This window comes from Methylorubrum populi (genome assembly GCF_002355515.1).
GTDB lineage: Bacteria > Pseudomonadota > Alphaproteobacteria > Rhizobiales > Beijerinckiaceae > Methylobacterium > Methylobacterium populi_A.
The window spans coordinates 5,118,351-5,139,366 of the sequence record NZ_AP014809.1; the positions used below are offsets into that span (position 1 = coordinate 5,118,351).

The window sequence follows — 21,016 nt, forward strand, 5'->3', positions numbered from 1 at the left end:
CTACGGCTCGACCTTCCTGAGCAGAAGGGGCGCGCCGATCTCGGGATCGCGCCGCCAGCGGCCTTCCCCGATCGCGACGAGGTTCACCGCGTGGCCGCGCCGCGCCTTCAAGGTCAGGTGGCCGTTGGCGAAGCGCCAGCTCACCGGATCGAACACGGTGATGCCGCTGTCGCGGCAATCCGGCAGCACCCGCACCGGAGCCGTGTCCTTCCCGGCTTCGAGGGACAGCGTGAATTCGAGGCGGCAGACATCCTTCTGCTCGGCGCGGTCGAGGGCGTAGAGGCCGGGGGCCGGGCCCGGAGCCGGTGGCTCGGCCGCCTTCTCCGTCGCGGCGGCCGGGGTCGATGCCTGGCCCTCCGCCGCGGTCGTTGCGGGGGTGACGGGCGCCGAATCGGGGGCGGGCGGCTGCATCGCCGCGATCTGCAGCGGCACGAGGTTGTAGCGCTCCCCGTTCTCGGCGGTGGCGCCGAGGCTCATCCCGTCAGGGCTCCGGGCGAAGGTCAGCACCGGCCGCAGGTTCCGGTCCACGAGGCGCAGTTCCTCGCCGGTGAACAGCCAGCCGCCGATGCCGGCCATGAGCGGCAGGGCCCGGCGGCAGCCGGCGGGAAAGCGCGCCGCGCGCCCGCTCGGGCCGGTCTCCATCGCGAGCGTCAGCACGCAGCGCCGCCGGCCGCCTTCGAGCGAGAGATCCCAGGTGCCGGCTGCGCCCGCCAGAGTCTTTGGCAAGGTCGTTGGCAAGGTCGTCGGCAAGGCTGTGGGCAGAGTCGCGGGGCCGGGCGGTGCTCCGCCGTTCTCCGAGGGCGCCGTCGTGGGGACGGTCTCGGGGACGGTGGCGGGGGGCGGCTCCGGAGCGGCCGGGCTCTCCTGCGCAGGAGCCGCGCTCGCCGCCAGCGCGATCAGGGCCGCGGCCAGAGCTCCGGCGAAAATCCCGGCCCGTGCCATGCGCCTCATCGTCGGCCCCTTCATCGCTGGCCCTTCCAGGGCGTTTCCGGCACCGGCGTCACCGGCCCCTTGCCGTCAAACCAGGCGAACAGGTTGTCGGTGAGCAGCCGGCCCATCGCCGCGCGGGTGTGATGCGAGCCCGAACCGACATGCGGCAGCAGCACCGTCTGATCGAGGTCGATCAGCGCCTGCGGCACGTGCGGCTCGTTCTCGAACACGTCGAGCCCCGCGCCGAGGATCGTCCCGGACTGGAGCGCTGCGGTCAGCGCCGCCTCGTCGATGACGCTGCCGCGGGCGATGTTGACGACGATGCCGTCCTTCCCGAGCGCCGCCAGCACCTCGGCATCGACGATCCCGGTGGTGCCCGGCCCGCCGGGGGCGGCCACGATCAGCGTATCGACCGCCCGCGCCAGCCCGAGCAGGCTGTCGTGGTAGGCGTAAGGCACGTCCCCTCGCGGCGTCCGGCCGTGATAGGCGATTGTCACCCCGAACCCCTCGAGGCGCCGGGCGATCGCCCGCCCGATCCGTCCGAGCCCGAGGATTCCGACCCGGCGCTCCCGCAGGCTCGTGGTGAGGGGGAAGCTTCCCTCCCGCCAGCGCCCGGCGCGCAGGTAGCGGTCCGCCTGCGGGATCCGGCGGAGGGTGGCGAGCAGCAGGCCCAGCGCGAGGTCGGCCACCTCGTCGGAGAGCACGTCCGGTGTGTGGGTGACGACGATGCCGCGGCGAGCCGCCTCGGCCGCGTCGATCGTGTCGTAGCCCACGCCGAAGCTCGCCACGATCTCGAGCCGCGGCAACCGATCGAACAGGGCGGCGTCGATCGGACACATCGCGCCGACGGCGAGCGCCCGGATGCGCGGTCCGACCGCGTCGAGCATCGCGTCGCGATCGGACGCCTCTTCCAGGCGGTGCAGGCGGAAGCGCTCGGCGAGCCGTCCGGCCACGTCGGGGCGGGTCTGCCGGATCAGCAGGATTTCGGGGGTCTCGGACGGCACAGGCTCACGGCCTCCCGAAGGTCGATGGAGGGGCGATCAACAAAGGTTGGATCGGGAGTAATGCCGCCCCGCGCGCCGGTCCAGCCATCCCCGGCCGCCGGGGCAAGCCCGCGGCAGACGTGTCATGCGCGCCGCATGTGCGTTGCCGCCCTTCCGAAATCGGCCGAGGAGCATTACACAAGAGCCACTTCCGGATATTCCCCAAGATCCGGCCGCACGGTTTCTCGCGGCCCGACGGGGGCGTTTTCCGCGATGGAGCCTTCAACCCGTCAGAATAGCCGCATCATGACCGCGCCGCGCACCCTCTACGACAAGATCTGGGACGACCACGTCGTCGATGTTCAGCCGGATGGCTCCGCCCTCCTCTACATCGACCGCCACCTCGTGCACGAGGTGACGAGCCCCCAGGCGTTCGAGGGGCTTCGCGTCGCCGGCCGCAAGGTGCGCGCGCCGCACAAGACGTTGGCCGTCGTCGACCACAACGTCCAGACCTCGGACCGCTCCAAGGGCATCGAGGATCCCGAGAGCCGCACCCAGCTGGAGGCGCTCGCCGAGAACGTGCGCGACTTCGGCATCGAGTTCTACGACGCGCTCGACCGGCGCCAGGGCATCGTCCACATCATCGGACCGGAGCAGGGCTTCACCCTGCCGGGTCAGACGATCGTGTGCGGCGATTCCCACACCTCGACCCACGGCGCCTTCGGCGCGCTGGCCCACGGCATCGGCACCTCCGAGGTCGAGCACGTGCTCGCCACCCAGACGCTGATCCAGCGCAAGGCCAGGAACATGCGCGTCACCGTGGACGGCACCCTGCCGCCGGGCGTCAGCGCCAAGGACATCGTGCTGGCCATCATCGGCGAGATCGGCACCGCCGGCGGCACCGGCCACGTCATCGAGTATGCCGGCGAGGCGATCCGCTCCCTCTCGATGGAGGGCCGGATGACGATCTGCAACATGTCGATCGAGGGCGGCGCCCGCGCGGGCATGGTCGCCCCCGACGAGACCACCTACGCCTACGTCAAGGACCGCCCGAAGGCGCCCAAGGGCGCGGCGTTCGACGCCGCCCGCCGCTACTGGGAGAGCCTCGTCAGCGACGAGGGCGCGCATTTCGACCGCGAGATCCGGCTCGATGCGGCCAACCTTCCCCCGCTGGTCTCCTGGGGCACGAGCCCGGAGGACATCGTCTCGATCCTCGGCACCGTGCCCGACCCGGCGCAGATCGCCGACGAGAACAAGCGCCAGTCCAAGGAGAAGGCGCTCGCCTATATGGGCCTGACGCCGGGTATGCGGATGACCGACATCACCCTCGACCGGGTGTTCATCGGCTCCTGCACCAATGGCCGGATCGAGGATCTGCGCATCGTCGCCAAGATGGTCGAGGGCCGCAAGGTCCATGACGGCGTCTCGGCCATGGTGGTGCCGGGTTCCGGCCTCGTGAAGGCGCAGGCGGAAGCCGAGGGGATCGACCGCATCCTGAAGGATGCGGGCTTCGATTGGCGCGAGCCGGGCTGCTCGATGTGCCTGGGCATGAACCCGGACAAGCTGCGGCCCGGCGAGCGCTGCGCCTCGACCTCGAACCGCAACTTCGAGGGCCGCCAGGGCCCGCGCGGCCGCACCCACCTCGTCTCCCCGGCGATGGCGGCGGCGGCAGCGGTGGCCGGCCGCTTCGTCGACATCCGCGACTGGCGCGGCTGAGGCGGCCACGATCGGTCCGCGGCGCGGGCATGTTGCCCCCGTGCCGCGAGACGAACCTGCTTCGGGATTTTTGGCGGGCGGCGGCGAAACAGCGATTGACGCCTTGGCCGCCGCCCCCTAAACGAACCCCATCGCCGACCGGAAACGGCCCGGCGCCCAGGTGGCGGAATTGGTAGACGCGCTGGTTTCAGGTACCAGTCTCGCAAGAGGTGAAGGTTCGAGTCCTTTCCTGGGCACCAATTGATCTCCAGATCTTCGAGATCGATTGTTCTGTGAAGTTTTGGTCCCGTACCTTGTGAAAGGTGCGGGATTTTTCTTGTTTCATGGCCGGCTCAGTCCGGCTCCTTGTGGTGATGGGCCGCGTGTATGCGGATGACCGGCGATCAGCTCGAAAAGGAGCCGAAACCCTCGAAGTCGCTTGTCGGCGCAATCCGTTTGACGGGCGCGCATGCCTGCCCGTGAGGCGTGTGGCTCGCAGTGTCGACCGGCCGTGATTTCGCCAGTCCAGTGACACCCATTGCGGGTGCCGTTTCGCCGCTACGCTTGCGTCGATTGAGCATAGCACGGCCGTTCGACTTGTTGAGGTCGCGCATGTGACTGCCTTGTTGGCGGGTGATTGTTCACGAATTGCGCATTGAACGCGCGCTCCGTGCTCATGTTCCGGGCATCCGCGCGACGAGAAGCCGGAGGCGCCGGGATCGCTGGCCCGACGCGACGGGGAACGCGGTTGGCGACGTCCCCAGCGACCGGATCGCCTCCCTCCGACGCGGGGCCGTGGATGGGGGGCGTCGACGGAGCGGGCTGCGCGTGCGCTCGCTCGGGTGCGACGGAACATGCACTGGCACCTGACGCCGGCGGAATCTCTTCGCAGCGGCATCGGGATGAGGCCGTCGAGCACCGCGGCGACCCGCTCGGACCGCGCGCTCTCCCCCGTCAGCGGGGAGCGCTCATCGCCGGCCGGTCACCGCGGCGACGCCTCAAGGCTGCTTGTGGATCGGATCGACCCAGTAGACGGCTTCCGGCCGCTCGGCCGCCTCGACGTCGGGCAGGTTGACCACCACCGCCTCGTTGTCGGAGCGTACCAGCACGCAGTGCAGGGGCTCATCGGTCGAGGCGTTGATCTCCTGGTGCGGGACGTAAGGCGGCACGAAGATGAAGTCGCCGGGCCCCGCCTCGGCGACGTATTCGAGGCGCTCGCCCCAGCGCATCCGGGCGCGGCCGGAGACGACGTAGATCACGCTCTCCAACGCTCCGTGGTGATGGACGCCGGTCTTCGCGTCCGGCTCGATCGCCACCGTGCCCGCCCAGATTTTCTGGGCACCCACACGGGCGGCATTGACCGCCGCCTGCCGGAACATGCCGGGTGTCTGGGCGGTGTTGGGGTCGAGCCGGTCGCCGGGAATCACCCGCACCCCGTCGTGCTTCCAACGCCCGGCCGCTTCTCCGTCTTGATCGTGGGCCTCAGGGGGATGGGTGTGGCCGTCGCCGGTGTCGTGCATATCGATTGAACTCCGCGGACGCGATCATCGCATGGCGGCGCGTCGTTCGGAAAACCCCGGATCGATAGCGGCACGAAAAAAGGGCCGGCATCGCGCCGGCCCTTCGCTTCGATCGTTCGAGGCAGGCGCACGAGCGAGGCCCGTGCGCCGAATCTCAAAAAAGATCAGTCGTTGATGGCGGCGACGACGCCGGCGCCGACGGTGCGGCCGCCCTCGCGGATAGCGAAGCGCAGCTTCTCTTCCATGGCCACCGGCACGATCAGCTCGACGTCCATGGTCACGTTGTCGCCCGGCATCACCATCTCGGTGCCCTCGGGCAGCGTGCACACGCCGGTCACGTCCGTCGTGCGGAAGTAGAATTGCGGGCGGTAGTTGGTGAAGAACGGCGTGTGGCGCCCGCCCTCTTCCTTCGTCAGGATGTAGGCTTCGGCCTTGAACTTCTGGTGCGGCTTCACCGAACCCGGCTTGCACACGACCTGGCCGCGCTCCACGTCCTCGCGCTTGGTGCCGCGCAGCAGCACGCCGACGTTGTCGCCCGCCTGGCCTTGGTCCAGCAGCTTGCGGAACATCTCGACGCCGGTCACCGTCGTCGTCGTGGTCGGGCGGATGCCGACGATCTCGACCGTCTCGCCGACCTTGACGATGCCGCGCTCGACGCGACCCGTCACCACCGTGCCGCGGCCCGAGATCGAGAACACGTCTTCGATCGGCATCAGGAACGGCATGTCGATCGGACGCTCCGGCTGCGGGATGTAGGCGTCGACCGTCTCCATCAGCTTCAGAACGGCGTCGCGGCCGATCTTCGGCTCCTTGTCCTCGAGCGCCATCAGGGCCGAGCCCTTGGTGATCGGGATGTCGTCGCCGGGGAAGTCGTACTTGGAGAGAAGCTCGCGCACCTCGAGCTCGACGAGCTCCAGGAGCTCCTCGTCGTCGACCATGTCGACCTTGTTGAGGAACACCACCAGCGCCGGCACGCCGACCTGGCGGGCGAGCAGGATGTGCTCGCGGGTCTGCGGCATCGGGCCGTCGGCAGCGGACACGACCAGGATCGCGCCGTCCATCTGGGCGGCGCCCGTGATCATGTTCTTCACGTAGTCGGCGTGGCCGGGGCAGTCGACGTGCGCGTAGTGGCGGTTGGTGGTCTCGTACTCGACGTGCGCCGTCGAGATCGTGATGCCGCGCGCCTTCTCCTCGGGGGCCTTGTCGATCTGGTCGTAGGCCGTGAAGGTCGCGCCGCCCGACTCCGCCAGAACCTTCGTGATCGCCGCCGTCAGCGACGTCTTGCCGTGATCGACGTGTCCGATCGTGCCGATGTTGCAGTGCGGCTTCGAACGGGTGAACTTTTCCTTGGCCATCGTGCAATCCTACCGCGGGACCGGCCGCTGCCGGGCGTAAAGGCGCGGTCCGCTTAGAGGCTTGCGCGGCGATGATCAAGCGGCAGGTTTGCCGGGAGACCGAATTGCCGCGTTTGAGCCCTTAGGAAGAGCCGTCGCCGACCGGTTCGTAGAGCCGCTGCGCCTCCGGTGCGCCGCCGCGGCGCTCGCCGAGATCGAGCACCCGCACCAGCATCGTGCCGTGGGGCGCGGCGACGGTCAGGACGTCGCCGCAATGGACCGCCTTGGCCGGTGCATCGGCGCGGGTACCGTTCACGCGGACATGGCCGTCGGTCACGAGACGGGCCGCCATCGAGCGGGTCCGGGCGAAGCGCGCGAACCACAGCCACTTGTCGAGGCGCTGGCGGCCCTCGCTCATTCCGCGCTCGGGCGAAGCGCTCTCAGCGCTTGCCCCCGTCGGATTCGAGCTTCGCCTTCAGTGCGGCGAGCGCCGCGAAGGGCGAATCGGGATCGGGCTGGCGCTCGCGGCGCGGCGGGCGCGGCTCGGCGTTCGGGCGGCGGTTGTCGTCGCGGCGGTCGGGCCGGTTGCGCGGGCCCTGGTGATCGCGGCGCGGACCCCCCTCGCCGTCCCGACGTCCGTCCCCCCGCCCCTCGGCGCGGGCCGGGCGACCGCCCTCCGGACGGTCCTCGCGGGGACGGCGTGGGCCGTCGCCCCGCCGCTCGCCGTGGCGTCCATCCTGGCGGCCGTCCTGCCGACCTTCCTGCCGTCCGTCCTGGCGCCCATCCTGACGTCCCTGGCCGCGGCCGGGCCGCTGGCCGGAATGGCGCTGCGGGCGGTGCAGGTGCCAGACCTCGACGGTCTCGGGCGCCGCCGGCTCGGCCGGCTCGGTGCCGGCTTCGGCGACGACGGCTTCCGCGGCAGGCTCTTCCATCGTCGGCTCTTCGGTGGGAAGCGCCGAATCGGCGGCGTCCACCGCCTCGACCTCGCCGGTCGCCGCAGCCTCCTCCGCAGCGACCGCGGTCTCGGCCGGCATCGGCGCCGCAGCTTCGGGGGCAGCAGCTTCAGGGTCGGCCGTCTCGGAAGGCGTTTCCCCCGTCGCGGCCTCGGCCCGTGCCGGCTCCTCGGTCGGAGCCGTCGACTCGGCGGGAGACTCGGCCGTCTCCGCCGCAGCGGATTCGGCTTCGGAAGCGGCGGTCTCCGTCGGCGCCTCGACGCTATCCTCGGAGGTCGGCTCGGCGGCGGTGTCGCCCGCCGGCTCGGTGGCTATGTCCTGGGCCGGCGCCTCGGTCACCGTCTCGTCCGAAGGTGCGGCCTCGGCGGCTCGCGCGGCGGGCACGGTCGGCGCGGCGGCGACCAGCGGCACGGTGATGGCCGGGCCGGGGCGGGTCTGCGCCACGTAGCCGAGCGACTTCAGGATCGAGGCGAAATCCTCGCCCGAGCAGCCGACCAGCGAGGTCATGTTGACGGTAGCCACGAACCCGTCGCCGTCGGCGGTGCCGGCCGGGGGCTCGCCCGGCGTGGTACCGGGGCGGTAGGCGATCGCCGGGCGGATCAGGTCGGCGAGGCGCTCGAGGATGTCGACGCGCACCGCACGCTCGCCGCAGACCCGGAAACCGGCGGCGCGGTAGAGGCCCTTGGCGATGTTGGGATCGACCTTGATCGAGGTGCGGCCAGAGCTGGCCAGATGCGCGATCTCGTCGAGACCCGGCTGGTCGAGGCCGCCGCTCTTGAGCGCCCAGAGCTGGGCGGCGAGCGTGCGCGGCGCCGGCTTCAGCAGGGCCGGGAGGAAGATGTGGTAGGCGCCGAAGCGCACGCCGTGGCGGCGGAGGTTGGCGCGCCCGTCCTGATCGAGGCTGCGCATCTCGTGCGCCACCTTGGCCCGTTCCAGCACGCCGAGCGCCTCGACCACCTGATAGCCGATGCCGCGGGCGAGCCCGGTGAGGTCGGCGGCCGACTCGATCTCCATCAGCGGCCCGAGCAGGCGCACGATATGCGCCCGCAGCCACGCGGTCAGCCGCGTCTCGACCTTCTCGCGGGACGCGCCGGCGAGGCTGTCATCGGCGACGAGGCGGATGCCCGGCTCGAACAGCTTGTCGCCCGGCGTCAGCTTGGCGACCGGGTCGCCGGTCCAGCGGATCACGCCGTCGTGCGAGAGCACCAGGGCGGCGTCGGCGGCCGAGGCGAAGCGGTCGGCCCGCGCCTCGATCTCGCCGGCCAGCGCCTTCTCCGCGGCGGAGCGCAGGGTCTTGGCTTCGTGGCCCTCGGCCTGGGGGTCGGGCACGAATTGGAAGCCGTGAAGACGGCCCACATGTTGACCCTCGACGGTGACGTCACCGCCGGAGGTGATTTCGGCTTCCAGCATCGTCTTCTCTCTCAAGCGCCGCATCAGGACGCTGGTGCGCCTGTCGACGAAGCGGCTCGCGAGGCGCTCGTGCAGGGCGTCGGACAATCTGTCCTCTACCCGACGCGTCTCGCCCTGCCAATGCAGAGGATCGAGCAACCAGTCGGGGCGGTTCGCCACGAAGGTCCAGGTGCGCCCCTGGGCGATGCGCTGGGACAGGGCGTCGATGTCGCCGTCGGTCCGGTCGATCGCCGCCACGTGGCGGGCGAACCAGTCGTTGGGGATGCGGCCCGCCATGCCGCGCATGAGGAAGCGGTAGAGCTGCGCCACGAGATCGGCATGGGTCTGCGGATGGACCTTGCGGTAGTCCGGCACGCCGCAGGTGTCCCACAGCCGCCGCACCGCCGCCGGCCCTTTCGCCATGTCGCGGATGTCGTCCTCGCGCATCAGGATTTCGAACGCCTGCTGGTCCTCGCCCATGGGGGCGCGGGTCAGGCCCTGCTCGTGCGGATGCTCGTCGAGGCTCGCCTGCAGCTTTTCCAGCGAGGCGAAATCGAGATCGGGATTGCGCCATTGCAGCATGCGCACGGGCTCGAAATCGTGCGTCTCCAGCGCCTCGACCATCTCCGGCTCGAAGGGCGGGCAGCGTCCTGTCGAACCGAATGTGCCGTCGGAGGTATGGCGGCCGGCGCGCCCGGCGATCTGGCCCATCTCGGCGGGCGTCAGCTTGCGGAAGCGGGTGCCGTCATATTTCCAGTTGGCGGCGAACGCCACGTGATCGACGTCGAGGTTGAGCCCCATCCCGACCGCATCGGTGGCGACGAGGTAGTCCACATCGCCGGACTGGTAGAGTTCGACCTGCGCATTGCGGGTGCGGGGCGAAAGCGCCCCGAGCACCACCGCCGCCCCGCCGCGCTGGCGCCGGATCAGTTCGGCGATGGCGTAGACCTCCTCCGCCGAGAAGGCGACGATCGCCGTGCGGTGCGGCAGCCGCGAGATCTTTTTCTCACCCGCGAAGGTCAGGCTCGAGAGGCGGGGCCGCGTCGTCGTCTGCACGCCGGGGATCAGCGCCTGCACCAGCGGCAGCATGGTCGAGGAGCCGATCAGCAGCGTCTCCTCGCGCCCGCGCCGGTAGAGCAGGCGGTCGGTGAAGACGTGGCCGCGGTCCATGTCGGCGGCGAGCTGGATCTCGTCGATCGCCACGAAGGCGACCTCGAGGTCGCGCGGCATCGCCTCGATGGTGCAGATCCAGTAGCGCGGCCGGTCCGGCTTGATCTTCTCCTCGCCGGTGACGAGGGCGACGTTCTCGACGCCGACCTTGGCGACGACGCGCAGATACACCTCGCGCGCAAGCAGCCGCAGCGGCAGGCCGATCATGCCCGTCGGATGCAGCAGCATCCGCTCGATCGCCATGTGGGTCTTGCCCGTATTCGTCGGGCCGAGCACCGCCGTGACGCCGCGCGCGCGGGCCTCGCGGTGAAGGGTGCGGAGCGTCATGCGGAGGGCGGCGATCCCTGCGGCGCTGAGGGCCGTCGGCGGAGCGGAGGGCAGCCGGGCGTGTGGGCCCTGCGACGGAGAACGGCCGCTAGCGGGACGGGAGGTAACGCTGCGGCCTTCCCTCATATGGGACGCCGGCGCCCGGGGCGCCAGCCGGGGCGCCGAGGCTGGGATAGGCGTAGATGTCGATCCGCGGCTGCGGCTGCTGCGGCGTCAGGTCGGTGCAGAGGGTGTCGGGCATCGCCGTGAGCGGGCCGCGCCGGGGCGGTCGGCCCTCGATCACCTGGGCCGAGGAGAAGGCGTCGGGGCCGCAATCGGGACCGGTCGAGAGGGGCTCGCCGGCCCAGGCGGCGGGCGCGGCGAGGAGCGGCAGGGCGAGGCAGAGGAGCCGGAGTGCGCTTTTCCGGGTTGTAGGGGGCGTGAACCGGAGCATGGGAAACCCTCTGACCGCTTTCGAACCCCGTTCGAATTTGTGTCCCAACCCGCCTTCCTCATCGTGAGGTGCCCGCGTCAGCGGGCATTGACGGAGGCTCCAGATCCCGCGCGACCACTGGAGGATCCTTCGAGGCCGCCGCTTCGCGTCGGCACCTCAGGATGAGGGCGGGAGCGGGACGGGCGAGCCGCATCCCGGTGCGAAAAACTACCGCTGCGACAGGCTCGCATCGGCGACGGCGGCCGGCTGTGCCTCGCCGCCGGTGGCGGTCGCGGTGCCGATTCGGGTCCAGCGGATCGCCTCGATGATGTTGGTGCCGAGGGTGGTGCGCACGGCGATCCGCATCGGTACCAGCACCCGCGTTCCCTCGACGGGGGCGAGCCAGACCGACATGTCGCGGTTGTCTTCCATGAACTTCACCCCCGGCCGGTCGGGTCGGTGGCCGGCGATGGCGACGTAGCGGGCGTTGCAGACCAGAACCGGGCCGCTGTAGCCGGGCTTCTCCACCTGCCGGGTCTCGCCGTAGCTCAGGACCACGTTGAAGCGGGTCGCGCCGTCGAAGACGGGGAGCGTGCGGTTGCAGTTCTCCGGGTCGGTGAGATCGGCCCGGGCGCGGGCCGGCATCATCAGGGCGCTGGCCGGATCGATCACGCCGCGCTTGGCCGCGGCCGTGACCGGCACCCGGTCGCCGGTATCGAGGAGCGGCGGGGTCACCTCGGCCTGGGTGACGTTGCCGTTCGCCAGCGCCATGCGCACGGCGATGCCCGAGCTGCTGGTGCGGGTGGCGATCGAGAAGGCGTTCGGCAGCGGGGCGGCGGCGATGCTGCCCGAGGAGCGGGCCGAGCCCTGGCCGCCGGTGACCGCGCCGACGAGGCCGGTCAGCACCGCCGAGACGTCCATGCGGTAGCGCGCGCCGTCGAAGGCGCCGGTGAGCTGGGCATTGCCGATCGGAATGCCGGCAAGGTTGACGCTGTAATCGACCGCGACGCCCGCGGGCGCCGCCTTGGTCTTGTGGGCCCGCGGCGCGGCGTCAGCCCCGGCCGGAAGGGCGAGCGCCCCGGCGAGGACGAGGAAGCGGGCGCGAAGGAAAGGCTTGGCGCGCATGGTCGGGACTCTGGGCGGCTCCACGCTCCGGCCGTCTCGGGACGAGGCGGGCCGGACGGTCGAGCTTATCGCGACCCATGGTTAACAGACCGTTCGGCCGGCGCCAGGGGGGGCGTGCGCGTTAGCCCTCGGGCGTCCAGGCCTGCCCGTGATAGACGAAGCGCGCGCCCTCGCTCGCCAGGGCCGCGAGGCCGCTGAAAGCGGGGTCCTCGACGGTGATGACGCTGGTGGGGATCTCCCGCATCTGCGCGGCGAAGGGCGCCTTGCGCTCGAAGGCCTCGCGGAAGGCGCCCTCCCGCAGGACCGGGACGATCCGCGGGGCGATGCCGCCGCCGATATACACCCCGCCGGTGGCCAGGAAGGTGAGCGCCAGATCCCCGCACACCCGGCCCAGCAGCTTGCTGAACAGGGCGAGCGCGGCGTGCGCGTGCGGATCCTCGCCCGAGAGCCCGCTGCTCGTGATCTCGGCCGGGTCGCACAGGGAGCCGTCGCCGCCCGCCCGCACGGCGCGGATTGCGGCGCAGAGCCGGGCGAGGCCCGGACCGGAGAGCAGCGTCTCCACCGTGACGCGTCCCTCGACGCGCTCGACCGCCGGCCAGATCTCGGCCTCCTCCGCATCGGTCGGCCCGAGATCGGTGTGGCCGGCCTCCGTCGAGACGATGGCGAGGCGATCCTCGTAGGGGATCAGGGCGGCGGCGCCGAAGCCGGTGCCCGGACCCAGCACGAGGCGCGGTCCACGGGCTTCCCCCAGCACCGGTCCGATCGGCGTGAGGTCGTCGGGCGCGATGGCGGCCGCGCCCGCCGCCACCGGCACGTAATCGTTGACGAGGCTGACCCGGGCGAGCCCGAAATCCCGGCCGATGGCGGCGGCGTCCACCAGCCAGTCGGCATTGGTGAGCTGAACCGCCGGGGCATCGACCCGGCCCGCGATCGCCAGGATCGCCGAGCGCGGCGCCGGCCCGCCGCCCTGGGTCAGGGAGGCCCGGATCGCCGCGCTCGGATGCGGATGGCCGTGAGTCGCCTCGCGGGAGAGGAGGCGGGGCGCCGCGCCCTTCGTCTCGATCAGGCCGAAGCGGGCATTGGTCCCGCCGATATCGCCGATCAGCACCGGGAATTCGAACATCCGCCTCTCGCTTCTCGCCGTGCTTTGCCGCGACCTTAACAGAGGGTGCGCGGGCGGTTCGACAAGCGGTGAGCCGTGTCAGGCCGCGGGCAGCGCGTCCGGATCGATCGGCGCGCCCTCGGCCCAGGCGGCGATCAGCGCGCGCACCGCGGCCGGGTCGGCGAGGCGCCGGCTCGCCACCGTCTCGCCCTCGCCGATGCGCACGCTGACCCCGCCATCCTCGTTGACCGAGGCGAAGGCGATCTCGTCGGTGCGGTCGTCGCCCAGGAAAATCGCCCGGCGGCCGGCATAGGGCGCGGCCTCCCCGAAGGCGCGGATCGCGTGGCCCTTGGTGGCGTCGGCCGGCACGATCTCGCCGACTGCCTTGCCGAGCTGGAGCCGGTAGGCGGCGCCGAGATCGGCTGCCACGGCCTTGACGATCGCTTCCGCCGCCTGCGCATCGCCCGGCGCGGCAAGCCGCCAATGCACCGCGACCGAGGCGCCCTTGTCCTCGATCAGCACCGCTTCGTAGCGGGCGGTCTCCGCGTGCAGCCGCTCGACGCCCGCGCGCAGGTCCGGGTGGTCCTCCGGCCGTCCGCCGCTCAAGGTCCCGTCCACCCGGCGCTCCACGCCGTGCAGGCCGGCGACGTCGAACCGGGCCGGTGTCAGGAAGTCGTCGATCACCGCGACCGGCCGCCCGGTGACGATCGCGAGCGCCCCGCCGAGCCGCTCGCGCAGCCGCTCCAGGGCGGGCACGAGATCGGGATCGACCTGCACCGCGTCGGGCCGCGGGGCGATCTCGACCAGCGTGCCGTCGAAATCGAGGAACAGGGCGTAGTCTGCGGTGTCGCTCACGGCGTCGTCCTTCTCTCGGGCTCTCCCTGCGCTAGCATGGGGGCGGGTTGCGACAAACCGGTGATGCGCCACCCCGATGCGACACCTACGGAGGACACCGTGCGCCCCATACCCGTCCGCCCCGGCCCGGGGCAGGAGAGCGTCTGGGACTATCCCCGCCCGCCCCGGCTGGAGCCGGTGCCGGAGCGCCTGACGGTGATCCTCGGCGGCCGGACCATCGCCGCGACCACGGCCGGATTCCGGGTGCTGGAGACGAGCCACCCGCCGACCTACTACTTCCCGCCCGAGGCGATCGCGGCGGGCGTGCTCGGGCCCCCGCGCCGGGCGGGGATCTGCGAGTGGAAGGGCCGGGCCGTGCTGTTCGATGTGACGGGCGGCGGGAAAACGGTGCCGGGGGCCGCCTGGGCCTATCCCGATCCGACGCCGGGCTTCCGGCCGATCGCCGGCTACGTCGCCTTTTATGCCGGGCCGATGGATGCCTGCCGCGTCGGCGATGTGCGGGCCGAGCCGCAGCCCGGCGGCTTCTACGGCGGCTGGATCACGCCGGGGCTCGCCGGCCCGTTCAAGGGCGGGCCCGGCACCATGGGCTGGTGACGGTTTTCGGGCTGGCGCCGCTCCCCGCGGGGCCGCTACACCGGCCTCGGAGACGAACGCGAGGAGCCTTGCATGCAGGTCGAGACCGATCCCCGAGATGTCGGCCTCTGCCCCGACCGCCTGGAACGGATCGACGCCTGGATGCGGGGCTACGTCGAGAGCGGGCGCCTCGCCGGCCTCTCGGTCAGCGTTCTCCGCGGCGGCCGGACCGCCTTCTTCCGCGCGCACGGCCACGCGGATCTCGCGCGGGAGCGGCCGTTTGCCGCCGACACCCTCACCCGCATCTACTCGATGACGAAGCCGCTGACCTCGCTCGCGGTGATGATGCTCTACGAGGAGGGGCGGTTCCAGCTCGACGATCCGGTGGCGCGCTTCCTGCCCGAGTTCGCGGAGATGCGGGTGATGACCGGCGGCAACCGGGCGAGGCTCGAGACCGAGCCGGCGCTCCGCCAGATCACCATCCGCGACCTCCTCACCCATACGAGCGGCCTGACCTACGGCTTCATGGAGGCGACGCTGGTCGACGCGCTCTACCGGCAGAACGAGATCGACTTCCAGACCTCCACCCTGCCGCTCGGCGAACTGGTCGCACGGCTCGCCCAGCAGCCGCTCCTGGCTCAGCCGGGGGCGGAGTGGAACTACTCGGTGGCCACCGACGTGCTCGGTCACTTCGTGTCGGTGGTATCGGGCCAGAATTTTGCTGATTTCATGCGCAGGCGGATCCTGCGCCCGCTCGGCATGGACGACACCGACTTCTTCGTGCCGGAGGAGAAGCAGGCGCGACTCGCGGCGAACTACGCCTTCGACCGCGCCGGAAAGCTGCGCCTCTACGACGACAGCGTCGGCAGCCGCTTCCTGTCGCCGCCGCCGCTGGCGTCCGGCGGGGGTGGGCTCGTATCCACCGCCGCCGACTACATGCGCTTCTGCCGGATGTTCCTGAACCTCGGCGAACTCGACGGCGTGCGGCTTCTCGGCCGCAAGACAGTGGAGCTGATGCTGATGAACCACTTGCCCGGCGACCTCGCCGCCATGGGACAGCCGCGTTTCGCTGAATCCTCCTATGCCGGCATCGGATTCGGGCTCGGCTTCTCGGTGATGCTCGATCCCGCGCGCGCCCAGATACTCGGCACGCCGGGCGAAGTCTCCTGGGGCGGGGTGGCAAGCACCTCGTTCTGGATCGATCCGGACGAGGACATGGCTGTGGTGCTGCTCGCTCAGCTCGTCCCCTCATCGGCGCTGCCCCTGCGGCGCGAGTTGCGCGTGCTGACCTACGCCGCGATCGACGTCTGAAGCGGGCTTCGAGCCCGCCGGGCCGACCGTCACAACGGGGCTCCGGTGAGCGGCCCTGTCGGCGGACGCTGCAAGGCACGCGCACATGCGCCGGCTGTCGACCTATAAACATCTGATTGAATTGATAAATTTTAATTGGATGCCCCGCTCCGGTTGGCTTCCTCAAGAAAAGCTTGAGTGTGGTATCAAAAAAATTTTAACCCCTCATTGCATGATTGATGCAGTGCAAACGCGCGTCTTTGATCGAGATTTTTTGTCGTCTCACGAGACAGCTTGATTGAACTTTAGTTCCAACCCTGGTTGGATCCAGCCTTAGAACAAAACCAAGTTGGGCAGGAAAACATGGCGAGTGCCGAGCCTTGGAACGCCACCCGCGCGGCCGGGATCGTCGCCGAGCTGCAATCCCTGGAGGGTGCCACTCTCCCTATATTGCATGCTCTGCAGGAAACCTTCGGCTACGTCGATGCGGAAGCGGTGCCGATGATTGCCGAGGCGCTGAACCTGTCCCGCGCCGAGGTGCACGGCTGCCTGACCTTCTACCACGACTTCCGGCGTGAGCCGCCGACCGGCCGGCACCACGTCAAGCTGTGCCGGGCCGAGGCGTGCCAGGCGATGGGGTCCGACCGGCTGCACGGCGAGATCCTCTCGCGGATGGGCTGCGACTGGCACGGCACCAGCGCCGACGGCGTCACCGTCGAGCCGGTCTACTGCCTCGGCCTGTGTGCCAATGGCCCGGCCGCCCTGGTCGATGACGAGCCGCTGGCCCGTCTCTCCGCTGAATCCCTCGACGCCGCCCTCAAGGAGGCCCGCGCGTGAGCATCACCGTCTACGTCCCGCAGGACGCCGTCGCCCTGGGGCTGGGCGCCAATCGCGTTGCCCGCGCGATCTTCGCCGGCGCCGAGCGCCGCGGCCTCGACGTGCGCATTGTCCGCACCGGCACTCGCGGCCTGCTCTGGCTGGAGCCGATGGTCGAAGTGGCCACCCCTGAGGGCCGCGTCGCCTACGGCCCGGTGACCCCGGCCGATGTCGAGGGCCTGCTCGACGCCAACTTCATTGAGGGCGGCGAGCACGCGCTCCGCCTCGGCAAGCCCGAGGAGATGCCGTTCCTGGCCAAGCAGCACCGGCTGACCTTCCACCGCTGCGGCGTGGTCGATCCGGTCTCGGTCGAGGATTACCGGGCCCATGGCGGCTATCGCGGCCTGGAAGCCGCGCTGAAGCTCGATGCCGAGGGCATCGTCGCCCAGGTGCGCGACTCGGGCCTGCGCGGGCGCGGCGGCGCCGGCTTCCCGGCGGGCATCAAGTGGAACACGGTGATGCTGGCCAAGTCGGACCAGAAATACGTGGTCTGCAACGCCGACGAGGGCGATTCCGGCACCTTCGCCGACCGGATCATGATGGAGGGCGACCCCTTCAACCTGATCGAGGGCATGACCATCGCCGCGGTCGCCACCGGCGCCACGCGCGGCTACATCTACTGCCGCTCGGAATATCCGCAGAGCTTCAAGACCCTGCGCGATGCCATCGCCAACGGCGTCAAGGCCGGCGTCCTCGGCGACAACATCTTAGGGTCGGGCAAGAGCTTCCACCTGGAAGTCCGGCTCGGCGCCGGCGCCTATATCTGCGGCGAGGAGACCTCGCTGCTGGAGAGCCTCGAGGGCAAGCGCGGCATCGTCCGAGCCAAGCCCCCGATCCCGGCGCTCAAGGGCTTCCTCGGCAAGCCGACGCTGGTCAACAACGTCATGACCTTCACGGCCGTGCCGTGGATCATGGAGCACGGCGCCAAAGCCTATGCCGAGTACGGCATGGGCCGCTCGCTCGGCACCCTGCCGATCCAGCTCGCCGGCAACATCAAGCATGGCGGCCTGATCGAGTACGCCTTCGGCATCACCATCCGTCAGGTGATCGACGAGTTCGGCGGCGGCACCGCCTCGGGCCGCCCGGTCCGCGCGGTGCAGGTCGGCGGTCCGCTCGGTGCCTACTTCCCCGACGAACTGCTCGACACGCCCCTCGATTACGAGGCGATGGCGGCCAAGAAGGGCCTCGTCGGCCATGGCGGCATCGTGGTGTTCGACGACACGGTCGACATGGCCAGACAGGCCCGCTTCGCCTTCGAGTTCTGCGCCACCGAATCCTGCGGCAAGTGCACCCCCTGCCGCGTCGGCGCCACCCGCGGCGTCGAGACCATGGACAAGGTCATCTCCGGCATCCGCCCGGAGGCCAATCTCAAGCTCGTCGAGGATCTCTGCGAGATCATGACCGACGGCTCGCTCTGCGCCATGGGCGGCCTGACGCCGATGCCCGTGATGAGCGCGATCACCAATTTCCCGGAAGATTTTCGGCGCGCGGGCGATCTGCCCGTCGCGGCCGAGTGAGGAGGCAGCCGATGACCCTCATCAAGGAAATCGACTACGGCACGCCGATCCGGCTCAACGAGCAGACGGTGACGCTGACCATCGACGGCGAGAGCGTGACGGTGCCCGCGGGCACCTCGGTCATGGCCGCCGCGATGCATATGGGCACCAAGATCCCCAAGCTCTGCGCCACGGATTCGCTCGAGCCGTTCGGCTCCTGCCGCATGTGCCTCGTGGAGATTGACGGCCGCCGCGGCACGCCCGCCTCCTGCACCACACCGGCCGAGAACGGCATGGTCGTGCATACGCAGACCGACAAGCTGCACCGCCTGCGCAAGGGCGTGATGGAGCTCTACATCTCCGACCACCCGCTCGACTGCCTGACCTGCGCCGCCAACGGCGATTGCGAGCTGCAGGACACCGCCGGTCAGGTCGGCCTGCGCGAGGTGCGCTACGGCTATGACGGCGACAACCACGTCAAGCCGTCCTCCGACCGTTACCTGCCCAAGGACGAGTCGAACCCCTACTTCACCTACGACCCGTCGAAGTGCATCGTCTGCAACCGCTGCGTCCGCGCCTGTGAGGAGACGCAGGGCACCTTCGCGCTCACCATCGAGGGCCGCGGCTTCGACAGCCGTGTGGCGGCCGGCCCGACCAACTTCATGCAGTCCGAATGCGTGTCCTGCGGCGCCTGCGTCCAGGCCTGCCCGACCGCGACGCTGCAGGAGAAGACGATCCACCAATACGGCCAGCCGGACCATTCCGAGGTCACGACCTGCGCCTATTGCGGCGTCGGCTGCGCCTTCAAGGCCGAGATGCAGGGCGACAAGGTCGTGCGCATGGTGCCCTACAAGGGCGGCAAGGCCAACGAGGGCCATTCCTGCGTTAAGGGCCGCTTCGCCTACGGCTACGCCACCCACAAGGACCGCATCACCAAGCCGATGATCCGCGCCAAGATCACGGATCCGTGGCGCGAGGTTTCTTGGGACGAAGCCATCTCGCACGCCGCCAGCGAGTTCAAGCGCATCCAGGCCAAGTACGGCCGCGACTCGGTCGGCGGCATCACCTCGTCGCGCTGCACCAACGAGGAGGCCTACCTCGTCCAGAAGCTGGTGCGCGCCGCCTTCGGCAACAACAACGTCGACACCTGCGCCCGCGTCTGCCACTCGCCGACCGGCTACGGCCTGATGTCCACGCTCGGCACCTCCGCCGGCACGCAGGACTTCAAGTCGGTCGAGGAATCCGACGTGATCCTCGTCATCGGCGCCAACCCGACCGACGGTCACCCGGTCTTCGGCTCACGGATGAAGAAGCGCCTTCGGGAAGGCGCGAAGCTGATCGTCGCGGATCCGAGAAAAATCGACCTCGTGAAGTCGCCGCACATCAAGGCCGACCATCATCTGCCCTTGAAGCCCGGCTCCAACGTCGCCTTCATCAACGCCTTCGCCCATGTCATCGTCACGGAAGGGCTGATCGCCGAGGACTACGTCCGCGAGCGCTGCGACCTCGCCGAGTTCGAGTCCTGGGCCCGGTTCATCGCCGAAGAGCGCAACTCGCCCGAGGCCGCGCAGGCGATCACCGGCGTCGATCCGCAGGAGATCCGTGCCGCCGCCCGACTCTACGCCACGGGGGGCAAGGCCGCGATCTACTACGGGCTGGGCGTGACCGAGCACAGCCAGGGCTCGACCATGGTGATGGGCATGGCCAACATCGCCATGGCCACCGGCAATATCGGCATGGTGGGCGCCGGCGTGAACCCGCTGCGCGGCCAGAACAACGTGCAGGGCTCCTGCGACATGGGCTCGTTCCCGCACGAGCTGCCGGGCTACCGTCACGTCTCGGACGACGCCACCCGCGAGAGCTTCGAGGCGATCTGGGGGGCCAAGCTCGACAACGCGCCGGGCCTGCGCATCACCAACATGCTGGACGAGGCCGTCGGCGGCACCTTCAAGGGCATGTACATCCAGGGCGAGGACATCGCTCAGTCCGACCCCGACACCCATCACGTGACCTCCGGCCTGAAGGCCATGGAGTGCATCGTGATCCAGGACCTGTTCCTGAACGAGACCGCCAAGTACGCCCACGTCTTCCTGCCGGGCGCCTCCTTCCTGGAGAAGGACGGCACCTTCACCAACGCCGAGCGCCGCATCTCCCGCGTGCGCAAGGTGATGGCTCCGATGGGCGGTTACGGCGACTGGGAGGGCACGGTGCTGCTCGCCAACGCGCTGGGCTACAAGATGGAGTACACCCACCCGTCCGAGATCATGGACGAGATCGCGGCGCTCACCCCGAGCTTCGCCGGCGTCTCCTACGACAAGCTGGAGGAGCTTGGCTCGATCCAGTGGCCCTGCAACGAGAAGGCGCCGCTCGGCACACCGATGATGCACGTCGACCGGTTCGTGCGCGGCAAGGGCCGCTTCATGATCACGGAATACGTGCCCACCGACGAGCGGACCACGGGCAAGTTCCCGCTGATCCTGACCACGGGCCGCATCCTCTCGCAGTACAATGTCGGCGCGCAGACCCGGCGCACCGAGAACTCCCGCTGGCACGAGGAGGACGTGCTGGAGATCCACCCCTTCGACGCGGAGACCCGCGGCATCGTCGACGGCGACCTCGTCGCGCTGGAGAGCCGCTCGGGCGACATCGCGCTGAAGGCCAAGGTCACGGAGCGGATGCAGCCGGGGATCGTCTACACGACCTTCCACCACGCCAAGACCGGCGCCAATGTCATCACCACGGACTACTCGGATTGGGCGACCAACTGCCCCGAGTACAAGGTGACGGCGGTGCAGGTGCGGCGCACCAACCGGCCCTCCGACTGGCAGGCGAAGTTCTACGAGGAGGACTTCTCGCTGACCCGCATCGCGGAAGCCGCGGAGTAATTTCTCGGAGAGTTCGGGAGCGGGCCTTCGGCCCGCTCCCGTATGGGTTGTTTGGTTCTGATGCCTCTGCCGTCACTGCGAGGCGAAGCCGAGGCAATCCA

Annotated in this window: 16 protein-coding genes and 1 tRNA gene; 7 read left to right on the top strand and 10 right to left on the bottom strand. The window is 70.1% G+C overall.

Annotation, left to right across the window (positions count from 1 at the left end):
• Positions 1-966 carry an AprI/Inh family metalloprotease inhibitor gene (locus tag MPPM_RS23890; protein ID WP_096487198.1) on the bottom strand — a complete coding sequence of 322 codons (966 nt, stop codon included), beginning with the start codon at positions 964-966 and terminating at the stop codon, positions 1-3.
• The gene (locus MPPM_RS23895) at positions 963-1,934 is read right to left on the bottom strand and encodes a 2-hydroxyacid dehydrogenase (protein ID WP_096487199.1); all 972 of its coding nucleotides are present in this window, start codon (positions 1,932-1,934) and stop codon (positions 963-965) included. Before MPPM_RS23895 ends, MPPM_RS23890 begins: the two co-directional genes overlap by 4 nt.
• A gap of 285 nt (positions 1,935-2,219) precedes the next feature.
• Between MPPM_RS23895 and leuC the strand changes: the two genes are divergently transcribed.
• Both leuC and MPPM_RS23905 read left to right on the top strand, forming a co-directional pair.
• Entirely contained in the window at positions 2,220-3,629 is a 1,410-nt protein-coding gene (leuC, locus tag MPPM_RS23900) for a 3-isopropylmalate dehydratase large subunit (RefSeq protein ID WP_096487200.1), read from the top strand.
• Positions 3,630-3,783: 154 nt separating this feature from the next.
• Positions 3,784-3,868 (top strand) — tRNA-Leu (locus MPPM_RS23905).
• Positions 3,869-4,606: 738 nt separating this feature from the next.
• On the opposite strand, the gene MPPM_RS23910 is transcribed toward MPPM_RS23905, so the two are convergent.
• The 8 genes from MPPM_RS23910 to otsB all read right to left on the bottom strand — a co-directional run bounded on the left by MPPM_RS23910 (position 4,607) and on the right by otsB (position 13,795).
• Complete coding sequence (locus MPPM_RS23910; RefSeq protein ID WP_096487201.1) at positions 4,607-5,128, bottom strand: cupin domain-containing protein; 522 nt, start codon at positions 5,126-5,128, stop codon at positions 4,607-4,609.
• A 164-nt stretch (positions 5,129-5,292) separates the two neighbouring features.
• Positions 5,293-6,483, bottom strand: a complete 1,191-nt coding sequence (tuf, locus tag MPPM_RS23915; protein ID WP_096487202.1) for an elongation factor Tu — start codon at positions 6,481-6,483, stop codon at positions 5,293-5,295.
• Between the two features lie 121 nt (positions 6,484-6,604).
• Positions 6,605-6,880 carry an RNA-binding S4 domain-containing protein gene (locus tag MPPM_RS23920; RefSeq protein ID WP_096487203.1) on the bottom strand — a complete coding sequence of 92 codons (276 nt, stop codon included), beginning with the start codon at positions 6,878-6,880 and terminating at the stop codon, positions 6,605-6,607.
• Between the two features lie 22 nt (positions 6,881-6,902).
• Complete coding sequence (locus MPPM_RS23925) at positions 6,903-10,301, bottom strand: helicase-related protein (protein WP_096487204.1); 3,399 nt, start codon at positions 10,299-10,301, stop codon at positions 6,903-6,905.
• A gap of 88 nt (positions 10,302-10,389) precedes the next feature.
• Positions 10,390-10,734, bottom strand: a complete 345-nt coding sequence (locus MPPM_RS23930) for a hypothetical protein (protein WP_096487205.1) — start codon at positions 10,732-10,734, stop codon at positions 10,390-10,392.
• A 207-nt stretch (positions 10,735-10,941) separates the two neighbouring features.
• The gene (locus MPPM_RS23935) at positions 10,942-11,838 is read right to left on the bottom strand and encodes a DUF3108 domain-containing protein (protein WP_096487206.1); all 897 of its coding nucleotides are present in this window, start codon (positions 11,836-11,838) and stop codon (positions 10,942-10,944) included.
• A 121-nt stretch (positions 11,839-11,959) separates the two neighbouring features.
• On the bottom strand, positions 11,960-12,961 hold the full coding sequence (locus tag MPPM_RS23940; RefSeq protein WP_096487207.1) for a glucokinase: 1,002 nt from the start codon (positions 12,959-12,961) through the stop codon (positions 11,960-11,962).
• A 78-nt stretch (positions 12,962-13,039) separates the two neighbouring features.
• Positions 13,040-13,795, bottom strand: a complete 756-nt coding sequence (gene otsB / locus MPPM_RS23945; RefSeq protein ID WP_096487208.1) for a trehalose-phosphatase — start codon at positions 13,793-13,795, stop codon at positions 13,040-13,042.
• Positions 13,796-13,894: 99 nt separating this feature from the next.
• Between otsB and MPPM_RS23950 the strand changes: the two genes are divergently transcribed.
• From MPPM_RS23950 to fdhF, 5 genes are all read left to right on the top strand, one after another.
• Positions 13,895-14,389, top strand: a complete 495-nt coding sequence (locus MPPM_RS23950; RefSeq protein ID WP_096488006.1) for a DUF427 domain-containing protein — start codon at positions 13,895-13,897, stop codon at positions 14,387-14,389.
• A gap of 72 nt (positions 14,390-14,461) precedes the next feature.
• A complete protein-coding gene (locus MPPM_RS23955; RefSeq protein WP_096487209.1) occupies positions 14,462-15,679 on the top strand; it encodes a serine hydrolase domain-containing protein in 1,218 nt (405 codons plus the stop codon).
• A 342-nt stretch (positions 15,680-16,021) separates the two neighbouring features.
• Positions 16,022-16,495, top strand: a complete 474-nt coding sequence (locus tag MPPM_RS23960; protein WP_096487210.1) for a formate dehydrogenase subunit gamma — start codon at positions 16,022-16,024, stop codon at positions 16,493-16,495.
• On the top strand, positions 16,492-18,051 hold the full coding sequence (locus MPPM_RS23965) for a formate dehydrogenase beta subunit (RefSeq protein ID WP_096487211.1): 1,560 nt from the start codon (positions 16,492-16,494) through the stop codon (positions 18,049-18,051). The genes MPPM_RS23960 and MPPM_RS23965 overlap by 4 nt, the downstream gene beginning before the upstream one ends.
• An 11-nt stretch (positions 18,052-18,062) precedes the next feature.
• Positions 18,063-20,915, top strand: a complete 2,853-nt coding sequence (gene fdhF, locus MPPM_RS23970; RefSeq protein ID WP_096487212.1) for a formate dehydrogenase subunit alpha — start codon at positions 18,063-18,065, stop codon at positions 20,913-20,915.
• The last annotated feature ends 101 nt before the right edge of the window (positions 20,916-21,016 follow it).

What these genes read in the sequence shown, in the direction of transcription:
- MPPM_RS23890 (WP_096487198.1), bottom strand. Translation starts at nt 966, where the DNA reads ATGAAGGGGCCGACGATGAGGCGCATGGCACGGGCCGGGATTTTCGCC.
- leuC (WP_096487200.1), top strand. Translation starts at nt 2,220, where the DNA reads ATGACCGCGCCGCGCACCCTCTACGACAAGATCTGGGACGACCACGTC.
- MPPM_RS23910 (WP_096487201.1), bottom strand. Translation starts at nt 5,128, where the DNA reads ATGCACGACACCGGCGACGGCCACACCCATCCCCCTGAGGCCCACGAT.
- tuf (WP_096487202.1), bottom strand. Translation starts at nt 6,483, where the DNA reads ATGGCCAAGGAAAAGTTCACCCGTTCGAAGCCGCACTGCAACATCGGC.
- MPPM_RS23920 (WP_096487203.1), bottom strand. Translation starts at nt 6,880, where the DNA reads ATGAGCGAGGGCCGCCAGCGCCTCGACAAGTGGCTGTGGTTCGCGCGC.
- MPPM_RS23925 (WP_096487204.1), bottom strand. Translation starts at nt 10,301, where the DNA reads ATGACGCTCCGCACCCTTCACCGCGAGGCCCGCGCGCGCGGCGTCACG.
- MPPM_RS23930 (WP_096487205.1), bottom strand. Translation starts at nt 10,734, where the DNA reads ATGCTCCGGTTCACGCCCCCTACAACCCGGAAAAGCGCACTCCGGCTC.
- MPPM_RS23935 (WP_096487206.1), bottom strand. Translation starts at nt 11,838, where the DNA reads ATGCGCGCCAAGCCTTTCCTTCGCGCCCGCTTCCTCGTCCTCGCCGGG.
- MPPM_RS23940 (WP_096487207.1), bottom strand. Translation starts at nt 12,961, where the DNA reads ATGTTCGAATTCCCGGTGCTGATCGGCGATATCGGCGGGACCAATGCC.
- MPPM_RS23955 (WP_096487209.1), top strand. Translation starts at nt 14,462, where the DNA reads ATGCAGGTCGAGACCGATCCCCGAGATGTCGGCCTCTGCCCCGACCGC.
- MPPM_RS23960 (WP_096487210.1), top strand. Translation starts at nt 16,022, where the DNA reads ATGGCGAGTGCCGAGCCTTGGAACGCCACCCGCGCGGCCGGGATCGTC.
- fdhF (WP_096487212.1), top strand. Translation starts at nt 18,063, where the DNA reads ATGACCCTCATCAAGGAAATCGACTACGGCACGCCGATCCGGCTCAAC.